Annotated in this window: 12 protein-coding genes; all 12 read left to right on the top strand. The window is 38.8% G+C overall.

The annotated features are described in order from the left end of the window. Nucleotides 1-95: 95 nt before the first annotated feature. Nucleotides 96-1,112: a ketol-acid reductoisomerase gene (gene ilvC / locus BK820_RS06385; RefSeq protein ID WP_071320452.1), complete on the top strand. Its 1,017-nt coding sequence runs from the start codon at nucleotides 96-98 to the stop codon at nucleotides 1,110-1,112. Nucleotides 1,113-2,343: 1,231 nt separating this feature from the next. Next, entirely contained in the window at nucleotides 2,344-2,865 is a 522-nt protein-coding gene (locus BK820_RS06380) for a hypothetical protein (RefSeq protein WP_071320451.1), read from the top strand. Nucleotides 2,866-2,978: 113 nt separating this feature from the next. Beyond that, nucleotides 2,979-3,680 carry a fimbrial biogenesis chaperone gene (locus BK820_RS06375; RefSeq protein WP_071320450.1) on the top strand — a complete coding sequence of 234 codons (702 nt, stop codon included), beginning with the start codon at nucleotides 2,979-2,981 and terminating at the stop codon, nucleotides 3,678-3,680. Between the two features lie 44 nt (nucleotides 3,681-3,724). Then, nucleotides 3,725-6,058 carry a fimbria/pilus outer membrane usher protein gene (locus BK820_RS06370; protein ID WP_005220945.1) on the top strand — a complete coding sequence of 778 codons (2,334 nt, stop codon included), beginning with the start codon at nucleotides 3,725-3,727 and terminating at the stop codon, nucleotides 6,056-6,058. Between the two features lie 12 nt (nucleotides 6,059-6,070). Then, nucleotides 6,071-6,481 (top strand): hypothetical protein, encoded by a 411-nt coding sequence (locus tag BK820_RS06365; protein ID WP_004890015.1) that lies wholly within the window; start codon nucleotides 6,071-6,073, stop codon nucleotides 6,479-6,481. Between the two features lie 69 nt (nucleotides 6,482-6,550). Further along, a complete protein-coding gene (locus tag BK820_RS06360; protein WP_048881427.1) occupies nucleotides 6,551-7,102 on the top strand; it encodes a phosphatase PAP2 family protein in 552 nt (183 codons plus the stop codon). Nucleotides 7,103-7,191: 89 nt separating this feature from the next. Beyond that, nucleotides 7,192-7,392: a Fe-S cluster assembly protein IscX gene (iscX, locus tag BK820_RS06355; protein WP_004813114.1), complete on the top strand. Its 201-nt coding sequence runs from the start codon at nucleotides 7,192-7,194 to the stop codon at nucleotides 7,390-7,392. Between the two features lie 110 nt (nucleotides 7,393-7,502). Then, on the top strand, nucleotides 7,503-7,934 hold the full coding sequence (gene ndk, locus BK820_RS06350) for a nucleoside-diphosphate kinase (protein ID WP_004813112.1): 432 nt from the start codon (nucleotides 7,503-7,505) through the stop codon (nucleotides 7,932-7,934). A gap of 122 nt (nucleotides 7,935-8,056) precedes the next feature. Further along, a complete protein-coding gene (rlmN, locus tag BK820_RS06345) occupies nucleotides 8,057-9,292 on the top strand; it encodes a dual-specificity RNA methyltransferase RlmN (protein ID WP_071320449.1) in 1,236 nt (411 codons plus the stop codon). 14 nt (nucleotides 9,293-9,306) lie between these two features. Then, the gene (pilW, locus tag BK820_RS06340; protein WP_071320448.1) at nucleotides 9,307-10,107 is read left to right on the top strand and encodes a type IV pilus biogenesis/stability protein PilW; all 801 of its coding nucleotides are present in this window, start codon (nucleotides 9,307-9,309) and stop codon (nucleotides 10,105-10,107) included. Continuing rightward, nucleotides 10,098-10,889, top strand: a complete 792-nt coding sequence (locus BK820_RS06335; RefSeq protein WP_008303407.1) for a helix-turn-helix domain-containing protein — start codon at nucleotides 10,098-10,100, stop codon at nucleotides 10,887-10,889. The genes pilW and BK820_RS06335 overlap by 10 nt, the downstream gene beginning before the upstream one ends. A gap of 23 nt (nucleotides 10,890-10,912) precedes the next feature. Continuing rightward, complete coding sequence (ispG, locus tag BK820_RS06330; RefSeq protein WP_008303409.1) at nucleotides 10,913-12,034, top strand: flavodoxin-dependent (E)-4-hydroxy-3-methylbut-2-enyl-diphosphate synthase; 1,122 nt, start codon at nucleotides 10,913-10,915, stop codon at nucleotides 12,032-12,034.

Genomic DNA, 12,034 nt, shown 5'->3' with positions numbered 1-12,034 from the left:
TTTCCTCATCCTAAAAAGAAGGGGGTATCAGGCAGTGTAAATACAAGATTCACTGCCTGGTTAAACAGACAAACAAGCATTAAGCGGAGACAGCAATGCAAATTTTTTACGATAAAGACTGCGACTTATCTATCATCCAATCTAAGAAAGTAGCGATCATTGGTTATGGTTCACAAGGTCACGCGCACGCGCTTAACCTTAAAGATTCTGGTGTAGACGTAACTGTAGGTCTTCGCGCTGGTTCTACTTCTTGGAAAAAAGCTGAAAACGCTGGTCTTAAAGTTGCTGAAGTTCCTGCTGCTGTTGCTCAAGCTGACGTAGTGATGATCTTGACTCCAGACGAGTTCCAAGCACAACTTTATCGTGATGTAATCGAGCCAAACATCAAAGAAGGCGCGACTCTTGCATTTGCTCACGGTTTCTCTGTTCTTTATAACCAAGTGGTTCCACGTAAAGACCTAGACGTAATCATGGTTGCGCCTAAAGCTCCTGGTCACACTGTACGTTCTGAATACCAACGTGGTTCAGGTGTTCCTGACCTAATCGCTATTCATCAAGATGCTTCTGGTAACGCTCGTAACGTTGCGCTTTCTTATGCATCAGGTGTTGGTGGCGGCCGTACAGGTATCATCGAAACTTCTTTCCGTGAAGAAACTGAAACTGACTTATTTGGTGAGCAAGCAGTTCTTTGTGGTGGTGCTGTTGAATTGGTTAAAATGGGCTTCGAAACTTTGGTTGAAGCGGGTTATGCACCTGAAATGGCTTACTTCGAATGTTTACACGAACTTAAATTGATCGTTGACTTGATGTTCGAAGGCGGTATCGCGGACATGAACTACTCAGTATCTAACAACGCTGAATACGGCGAATATGTAACTGGTACTGAAGTTATTAACGAACAGTCTCGTGAAGCAATGCGCAATGCACTTAAACGTATTCAATCAGGTGAATATGCGAAGATGTTTATCCAAGAAGGTGCGTTGAACTACCCATCTATGACTGCACGTCGTCGTCAAAATGCTGCTCACGGTATCGAAGTAACGGGTAACAAACTTCGTGCGATGATGCCTTGGATTCAAGCAAACAAAATCGTAGACAAAGAAAAGAACTAAGTTCTAATTTCTAAGTCTAAAAGCCCTTGTTTTTAACAGGGGCTTTTTTATGTCTCGTAAAAAACAAAACTGATTTATTTGAGTTGAACTTCATGCCTCAAATAGATGAAAGCAGTGCTTTCACTTCTTGCGCTTCATTTAAATCAGTGCTTTGCCTCCTTGCACTTCGTACAAAACAGTGTTTTTTACTCGTTCATACCTTGGATTCAAGCAAACAAGATCGTTATAAAGAGTAAAACTAATTTCTCGGATCATTTGATTTAAAGGAAAAAACCACTCAAATTGAATGGTGTTTTTATATTTTTATTTTTAGAAATGTAAATTATTGGGTTTAAAAATAATTAATTATTTATTGATTATTAATTTTCTTTGATAAGTTGGAAATGTGGATAATTAGATCTAAGGGTGGATTATACTAAGTTGATAAATAAAATTAAAATAAAATAAGCTATAGGAAGATAATGGTTTATATGATTAATTGAAAATTATTCTTAAGTATTAACAGGTCTTAAAAATTAGAAGTAATTAAATTTTTTATATTTAAAATGAAAAATAATTTAATTATTTTAATATAAAGTTAATTGAATTATTATTTGAACTGAATTTATATCCAGTAAAATTATCGTAAAATTTAAGGTTGAATGAATTTGTATAGAAAAAGAAATAAAAGTCATTAATTGTGATACAAGTATTAAAATAGTGAAAAATAATTTATTAAGTTATTGATTGTAGAGGTTTAATTATTTATATTGAATGGTTTTTTGATGAGAAGGATAATGTAAATATATGAATAATCAAAAAAAATAAAAGTAGTAATTTTTTTATTTTAAAATATTGGATTGTAAATTGTAAGGTTTTGTAAGGTTTTAATATTTAATGAAACTATTTTTTATTTAATATAAATAAAATAAAAACAATAACTTATGTTTAATTGATTTTTTAGATTGAAAATATTGATAGAAAATTAGTTTTTATAAATTTCTCTTTAATTCGCCTTAATTGCAAAATTCGAAAAAAATAATTCTTTAGAATATAGTGATCTAAGACAAAAGTGTGTCTTTATTAAAGAATAATAAAACATATTGTGAAAGTTATCACATTTGTATGTTTTGGAACTAATAATAATAAGATAAGCCTACGGTTAGGTAGCTACACTCATAACAATAAGAGTTTTGCATTAACCGTTCTTCGAAATAAATATTTATATTCTTTTAAAAGAATGGAGAAAAAAATGAATAAAATAGTTCTAACAGCATTAGCATCAGTTGTACTTGGCTTAGGATCAGCAAGTGTATATGCAGGTGGCCCAGATCGTGGCCCAGGTCCATCTAAACCGACTAAACCACATAAACCAGGCAAGCATGCTTGTGCTGATAAGTGTGATGGAAAAATTGATGTAGTTCTAGATGTCGCTCGACATTGCGACCTAGATGTCGTAGATGAAACCTTAACGCTGGCTCAAGCACAAAATGGTACTTGGACAGATACAGGAACATTTAATGTACGTACAAATGCACCATACAGACTGCAAATCTCAGCACCAAATACCTTAACTGGAGCGGGTGGCGCAGTACCGGTACAAGTGAGCACACGTCAAAATGGCGCTGCTGATGTGTACAATGGTGGTACTTTAGCTAGTACAGGCAATGCAGATCAGGCATTTAATGTAACTGCAACAGTTGCACAAAATGATTATAACAACGCTGATGCTGGTACTTACCGTGGTACTTATACAGTAGCGGTTCGATTCTAAAAATAAGAAAATCATTCTTATAAAATAGTTACACCGTTAGGAGATGTTTTAAACATCTCCTACTTTAATATAAAAAATTAATAATAATTATATTTAAATATTTGGAGTCAAAGGTGAATATAAAATTAATAGGGTTGCTAATTGTGCTTCTCTACAGTGCTTCTTTGTCTGCAGGAATTAAATTTAATCCGATACAATTAAATATCCAAGATTTTAAAAGACAGAAAAGTACTACGGTTAATATCGAAAGTACTGGTCTATCTAAATCTAAAATATATGAAGTTAATGCATATAAATGGCAGCAGGATGAAAAAGGAGAAGATGTTCTTGTAGAAGATAGAACTTTATTATTTAATCCAAAAACTTTTGAACTTAAACCAGAAAGTAAGCAGATTGTGCGTATTGGCTTTAGTCAGCCGCCGGAAAACCTGGAAAAACAACAGTCTTGGAGAGTAGTTTTTAAGGAAGTAACACCAGTTGCAGAGGAGTCTGCGATTAACTTTTTATTTAATTTTTCTTTACCACTTTTTGCTGGAAAGGTAGTTCCTCCAAAGCTCAGTGTGGATCTACACAAAATTAATAATATAGCCTATCTCAATATTATTAATTCAGAAAATTCTTTTGCGAAAATTACTGAAGTTGTTGTACTCGATAATAAAAATAATGAATTACTTCGACAAGATTTAGCTTTGTATGTGTTAAGCGGTAATAAAATTAAATTTGAATTAGGTGAAATTAAAACTGGGAACATAGCCAAATTAAAAATTAAATTAGATGAGCAGGCAGGGTATTTAGAGTTTCCAGTAAAAGGGTGATAGTTCTATCTCAGAAAAATAAGAAATAGTAAAAGGATCATGCTATGAAAGCCACAAAACTTTTCCTAATGATTGCATGTGGTATGGGAGTGATAAATGCAAATGCAGAACTTAGTCAAGAATCAAATCAACTAAAAAGTCCAGAAGTACTTATCGTTAATATATGGATCAATGGTGTGGATTATCACACTGAAACTGTAACATTTTCTGAGAATGGGAAAAGATTTGTTGAATGTGAAGCTTTATCTGATATTGGAATACGGGTAGAAAAAATTTCACGACACCTGGCTAAGAAAGATTTTTGTTCATTAACACAGCCAGGAATTACAGTCGAGGATGATTATAGTCTTCAGGCGATTAAAATCTTCTTTCCTGCAGATTTTTTCGTAGGAACCGATTATGAGCTGGAAATAGAAGTTCCGGAAAAAGCAAACTTTGGTGGCTTTGTGAACTATAGTCTGTTTTATGGTAAGGATGAAGAAGATCAAGAGTTTAATACGTTCTCAGAGTTTGGAATCTTTAAAGATTATTGGTTGTTTAAAAATGCGTTTCTCTATCGGAATGAACCTGAGGAAACAGAACAAACGTTTTTGCGCGTAAACAGTACCTTAGATATCGATTTTCCGACAAAATTTTTGAAGCTGACTTTCGGTGATACGACCAGTCCTTATAACTTGCTAAATAATTCTTTTCGTTTTGGCGGTTTAAGCTTTGGAACCAATTATATTGATCGTCCTGATTTTGTGTATTGGAATATCCCGGCCTTAAATGGTAGCGCCAGCTTACCCTCTACGGTAGATCTTTTTATTAATGGTGTAAGACTTTACCGGGATTCAATCACCCCAGGTAATTACAATTTACCAGCTGGAGGAGTCGTCAATCAGGCAGGTGATGCTCAAATTGTGGTGGAAGATATACTTGGAAATCGTACTGTTCGGAGTTTTCCTGTTTATATTAATAGCCGGTTATTGAAGCCAAAACTAAATGAATACAATATTTCGTTAGGAAAGCTGCGTTATAACTATGATCTTGTGGATGATGATTATCGTGATTTTTTTAGCAAACTCTATTTTCGCCGAGGGATCACCTCTTCTACAACATTGGGCCTAGATTTACTTTATAGTGAAGATGTTAGCAATGTAGATGTGTTGTGGACCCAAGGTATCAGTAAGTATTTTCTTTTAGATACCGCCGTATCAGCAAGCAAGGCAGATCGTATAGATGAGCAAGGTTATGCTGCTGCAGTTGGCTTGAGTCGAAGTTCCCAATACTGGTCAGTTGGCTTAAATAGTCGATATTTTACGCAAGAGTATCAATATTTGAATACTGATTTATATGATTCCGAAATTGAGACTTCAAGTATTTTATATTTTAACTTTTCTAATCTTAAAATTATTGATGGTCTAAATTTTAATTTTATTTATCAATCTTATCATAATGAATTTGATGATTCACCTAGAGAAGACCGTAAGTTTTTTGATATTAGAGCGACAAAAGGTCTAACGAGAAACTTATATACGGATTTTGGCTATTATAAAGATTTTAGTGAGGACGGAGATCAGGGATTTCGTATCGCCTTTTATTATAACTGGGGCGAACGAGGGCGGATTTCTCTGGATCATGATACCGCAGACAATGAAACAAGTTTAAGTTATGCCCATCGAACCATGACCCAGAATGGCTTTGATTATGTCGTGGGTGTAAACCGAAGTGATGAAGAAATTAACTACAATGCTTATGGTTTATGGAAAACCAGCGTAGGTAACTTGCAATTATCTCATGATGAATATGAGGATCGCCGTAATTCACAAGTTACATTTGATGGCGCATTAGTTTGGATGGGGAATAAAGTTGCATTGACCAAATATGCCGATAACGCTTTTGCCTTGGTTAATGTGGACCAACATTCAGATATTGATATTTATCGCTCGGCAACACGTGTAGGAAGTACCAATAAACAAGGGTATATGTTTGTTCATAATCTTATTCCTTATATTCATTATGACATTTCTTTTGATCATAACCAGCTGGCAATGGATGAAACTTTTGAACACTCTTCTAAGAAACTGGTGGGCTTAGATCAACGCGGATATCGTCTGGATTTTCCGATTTATAAAACAAAACGGGTTGCTGTCAAACTTAAGGATGCACAGCAAAATTCGCTGGTTGCAGGGTCTGAAGTTCTTGTAGACGGACTCAGTCAGGAAGCTTCTTTTGTTGATAGCCAGGGTATGGTCTATCTTTATTTATTTAAGGCAGGTGCATATAACCTGAAAATTAAAACTCAAGGCGGAAAGCAATGCCAGGCACAATTTAATCTAAATGAAATACAATTCCAGAATGCGGACAAACATGTTTTTGAAACGGTTTGCAAGTAGGAGAAAACTATAATGAAACAACTCTTGTTATTAATAGCAGTATCCGCGATGAGCACCATGGCATCTGCTCAATATTGTTCAATTGATGGCTTTGCTAATGATGAGCTTCGTTTGCAAAGCTACCAGCGTAGCCAGGCAGCCACGTCTTTTAATATCAGTTGTGATACTGGTTATTCAATTTTATTTAATAGCCAAAATCTGGTTAGTACTGATGGTATGAGTTATGTATCTAATGGCGCCTATAAACTCCGCACTAAGTTAAATTTAAGAGGAGCAAGCGGTAATGCGTGGGGAGTACCACTCCAACAGAGCGCAGCCCAGCGACAGAAATTTATCGTATCTGTTCAACTGGTAGATAATCCTTTTAATGGTGTTCCAGCAGGTACTTATCGTGATCGGATTTCAGTCGATATTAATTTCTAAATTTGATTTAAATAATTCGGTAGCTAAGAATCGATAAAATGAACTGAAAATATTACAGGAAGCCAAACGGTGAAATTCCATCATGCAAAACAAAAATTAATGGAGATGGATTTAAAAGGTTGCGTAGTATTAAATCATCTTTCGCATTCTGGACGTGTGGCTGTTTTTTTCAAAATTATCAGCCGGCTTGGCAATGGCGTATTCTGGTACGTGATGATCATCGCTACCTGGGCGCTACAAGGTTTATTATACAGCCTACAAATGCTGTATTTAATTTTGGGAAGTACTGTTGGTACGGCAATCTACAAAGTACTAAAAACTAAAACTGTACGCCCCCGACCTTATCAGGTGCATCAGCTTATTCGTCTCGGTGACCATCCTCTAGACTATTACAGTTTTCCCTCAGGACATACCTTGCATGCCGTCATGGCAACGACGATGCTGGGTTATGCAGTTCCAGTTCTACTGATTTTAATGCTGCCTTTTACTGTGTTGGTCGCAGCCTCACGAATGATACTCGGTCTGCATTATCCGAGTGATGTAGCAATGGGGGCTGTCATCGGTATAACTGTGGCGGTAAGTTTTATATCTCTGGCACCGCTCTTGAACATTGTGTTATAAAAATATAGCTCTGGAACCGTTAAACACTCGCAGATTCTGCCAGATTTGCTAAAGTACCACATCGAAGCAAATGGCTATTAGGAATAGATATGGGTTTACGTTGGACTGATACTCTTGATATCGCAATTGAACTGTATGAAGCACACCCGGACGTGGATCCGCAATGGATTCGTTTTACTGATTTGCATGCATGGGTTTGTGCACTTCCAGACTTTGAAGATAATCCTGAAAAATCAACTGAAGGCCTGCTTGAAGCCATTCAAATGGCATGGATTGACGAGGCGCGCTAAGACCTCATCTAAAAAAGCGATTTTTTTACAGAGTAAAAGCAGAAAATTGCGGATTATCTCGGTATAATGCGCCAAATTTTCATGTCAACCATTGACTAAAGGAGCCAATCATGGCTATTGAACGTACATTATCTATCGTTAAACCAGATGCAGTTGCTAAAAACGTAATCGGTGAAATCTTTGCTCGTTTCGAAAAAGCGGGTCTTAAAATTGTTGCTACTAAAATGAAGCACCTGACTCAAGCTGAAGCTGAAGGCTTCTACGCTGAGCACAAAGAACGTGGTTTCTTTGGTGACCTAGTTGCATTCATGACTTCTGGTCCAGTTGTTGTTTCAGTTCTTGAAGGTGAAAACGCAGTTCTTGCTCACCGTGAAATCCTTGGCGCAACTAACCCTAAAGAAGCTGCTCCTGGTACTATCCGTGCAGATTTCGCTGTAAGCATCGACGAAAATGCTGCTCACGGTTCTGACTCTGTAGCATCTGCTGACCGTGAAGTTAACTACTTCTTCGCTCAAACTGAGATTGCTCCACGTACTCGTTAATTCGCAGTATTCAAGCCAGATAAGTGTTATTATACTTATCTGGTTTTTTTATTCCCTGAATAATTCTTTGCTCAGATATTGAGCTTCTCCTTTCATCTTTAGACATGGTTTAGGTAATACACATGAGTACTGAAGCAGTCGCTGTATCAGCAGTTTCTGAGGCACAGCAACACACTCCATCCGCTCCAGCACAGCAAAAGGCTGTCGAGAAAGTGAACTTACTTGGCATGTCACGTCCGCAAATGGAAAAATTCTTCGAAGATATGGGTGAGAAGAAGTTTCGTGCCGGGCAGGTGATGAAGTGGATTCACCAATTTTTTGTGACTGATTTTACTGAGATGACCAATATCTCAGGCAAGTTGCGTGAAAAGCTGGAAAAGATTTGTGAAATTAAAGCGCCCGAAGTGGTGCATAAAAATTATTCTAAAGACGGTACGCGTAAATGGGTGTTCCGTGTCGGTGATGGTGAAGGTTCACTGGTTGAAACTGTCCTCATTCCAGCAGAAGATAAAACTGGCTCACGTAAGACCTTATGTATTTCTTCACAGGTGGGCTGTGCACTGGACTGTTCATTTTGTTCAACGGGTAAACAGGGTTTCCAGCGTGATCTAAGCCAGGCTGAAATTATCGGCCAGTTATGGATGGCAAACTATTCCTATATGGAAGATGTGCCTGTGGCGGAGCGTGAGCGTTCAGTGACGAATGTCGTCATGATGGGGATGGGCGAACCACTATTGAATTACGATGCTGTACTCAGTTCAATGCGTATCATGCTGGATGACTTTGCCTACGGTATGTCAAAACGCCGTGTGACACTGTCAACATCAGGTGTGGTGCCTAAAATTGATCAACTTGCACAAGACATTGATGTGGCATTGGCGATATCATTGCATGCACCTAATGATGAACTACGTAATGAACTCGTGCCAATCAATAAAAAATATCCGCTTGAGCAACTTATTGCAGCATGTCAGCGCTATATCACTAAAGATGGCAATGAGAGCGCACGTAAACATGTGACCATTGAATATGTCATGCTGGACGGCGTGAATGACAAACCGGAACATGCCCAGCAGATGATTAAATTATTGAAGAATTTGCCAAGTAAAATTAACCTGATTCCATTTAATCCGTTTCCGCATGCACCATATGGCCGTTCAAGCCGTAACCGTATTATTTCTTTCCAAAAAACTTTGTCTGATGCAGGTTTTGTGTGTACGATTCGTCAGACACGTGGTGATGATATTGATGCAGCATGTGGTCAATTAGTGGGACAAGTTGCTGACCGTACCCGTCGTGCGGAACAGTGGAAGAAGAAAATCGCGCAGTCCAATGAGATCATGCGCTCACAAGGATAACAAGAGGTCATCAATTGAGAAATCTGACATCTAAAATTGCTTTTATTTCAACAATATGTGTTTCTATTGCTCTATCTGGCTGTCAAACGGCAGAAGTAGGTAAAAAGGATCCTAAAAAAGCGACCCAGGTGCGTACTCAATTGGCGGTTGAATATCTGAAGACTGGTGATCTGGATTCAGCGAAAAGAGCGCTAGATGAGGCGCTTAAAATTAATTCACGTGATGCTCAAGCCAATATGATGATGGGTGTTTTGTTACAGCAGGAAGGTAGTAGGCTGAACTTGGATCGTGCCGAAACTTATTTTAAGCGCGCGATTTCAGCCGAACCTAAAAATGCACAGGCACGTAACAATTATGGCACCTATTTGTATCAGCTTGAACGTTATAATGATGCAATTGAACAGTTTGCAATTGCAGGCGCGACACTAGGCTATGACCAGCGTTATCTTGCGCTTGAAAATATGGGGCGGATCTACCTGAAGCAGGGCGATCTGGTGAATGCTGAAAAATCATTCAAACAGGCCCTGCAAGCCAATCGCGATTCTTACATTTCAATGTTAGAGTTGGCAGAGATTTTTTATCTGAATCAGCAGTTCCCGGCGGCGTCGAATATGTATCAACAATTTGTACGTTCAGTGGGACAGAAAAACCAGGGTGCTCGTGCGCTCTGGATCGGCATTCGTACTGCGCGTGCCGAGGGTGATCAAATGGGCATGCAAGTATTAGTCAATCAATTGCGCGCATTATTCCCTGAAAGCCCGGAATACCAACGTTATTTGCAATTACAGTACACTACTGAGGCCGTATGGAAGTAAATCCTAATTCACCATCGAATAATTCGAGCGTAGCGCCAAACGCGTTAGGAAATGTTCAACGTCCAGGTGAGTACTTGCGCCAGATTCGTATCAACCAGAAACTTGAGCTGGAAGATGTTGAAAGTGAACTGAATATTCCAGTCAAAACTTTGACTGCTCTGGAACAAGATGATTATAAAGCTTTACCGGAAGCGACCTTTATCAAGGGTTATTATCGTACTTATGCGAAGTTCCTGGGCGTCGACGCATCGAATATCATTCAGCGTTTTGATGAGATTTATGCCAATGATACTGGTCTGTTGCCGAATCATGCCTTGAATAATTCCCCAATCAAGATTATGGGTAAATTACCGGGCTCTAATCGTGACCGTAACCGTAAATGGTTGAAACGCGGTTTAATCGCATTAGTGGCGTTAGCAGTTTTAGGTGTATTGGTAACGATAATCCAAAACTGGTCAGGCAATAGTAGCGCTGAAGTAGAACCGGAAGTAATGACTCAGGCATCAGACGTTGAAATCATTAATATGGATTCCAATGCAGCAGTATCTGGTGATCAGCTAAAACTTGAATTTAGCCGTCCTACTTCAGTCCATATTGTTGACTCAACTGGTAAAGTGCTTGCTACTGGTCGTCAATCATCAACATTGGATTTAAATGGTGAAACTCCATTTCAGATCCGTCTTGATGATGCAACCGCTGTGGCCATGACCCTGAATAACGAAAATATTTCATTGTCACCATATACTGTAAACGGAAAAGCAGAATTCCGTTTATCACGTTAATGGCAAGAGAGTAGAAACAAATCATGATTGTGAATCCGATTCAACGCCGTCCAACCCGCAAGATTCGTGTTGGTTCTGTTTATGTCGGTGGTGATGCGCCTATCAGCATCCAGAGTATGACCAATACCGAAACCTGTGATGTAGCCGCAACGGTCGCACAGATCCAGCGCTGCGTCGATGCGGGTGCTGATATCATGCGTGTTTCTGTACCAAGTATGGAAGCAGCGGCAGCGTTTGGGGAAATCCGTAAACAGGTGAGTGTGCCATTGGTTGCAGACATTCACTTCGACTACAAAATTGCCCTGGCAGTAGCTGACTTGGGCGCAGACTGTCTGCGTATTAACCCAGGTAACATCGGTTCAGAAGCCAAGATTCGTGAAGTCGTGGCAGCTGCGCGTCATAACGATATCTCGATGCGTATTGGTGTCAATGCTGGTTCATTAGAAAAAGACATCCAGAAAAAATATGGCGAGCCGACAGGCGAAGCACTGCTTGAATCGGCGATGCGTCATATCGATATTTTAGACCGTTTAGATTTCCATGAATTTAAAATATCGGTAAAAGCATCCAATGTGTTCCTGACCATGGATGCTTATCGCCTGCTGTCTAAACAGATTGATAATCCGCTGCATTTGGGTGTGACTGAGGCGGGCATTTACCGTACAGGTTCGGTGAAGTCTGCAATCGCTCTTGGTGGTCTGTTGATGGAAGGCATTGGTGACACTATGCGTATTTCATTGGCAGCAGAACCTGAAGAGGAAGTGAAGATCGGTTTCGATATTTTAAAATCGCTGGGTTTACGTTCTAACGGGATTAACTTCATTGCCTGCCCAAGCTGCTCACGTCAGGAATTTAACGTAATTAAAGTGATGCAATCGCTTGAAGAACGTTTGGAAGATATTCGTACACCAATGGATGTCTCGGTGATTGGCTGTAAAGTAAATGGTCCAGGTGAAGCTAAGGAAGCCGACATTGGTGTAGTAGGTGCAAGTCCGCGTTCACTGGTGTATCGTAATGGCGAAAAGAGCCATTTAATCGATACCAATCAACTGGTTGATGAAATCGAAGCTATGGTTCGTCAACGTGTTTCCGAGCTTGAAGAAGCTAAATCTAAAGAAATTATTCGTACAAGTTTTCCTGAGTAG

It is taken from the genome of Acinetobacter sp. LCT-H3, from assembly GCF_001866125.1.
Taxonomy (GTDB): Bacteria; Pseudomonadota; Gammaproteobacteria; order Pseudomonadales; family Moraxellaceae; genus Acinetobacter; species Acinetobacter schindleri.
Note: the sequence above shows the minus strand (reverse complement) of the source record. Positions and strands in the feature narration are given on the sequence as shown.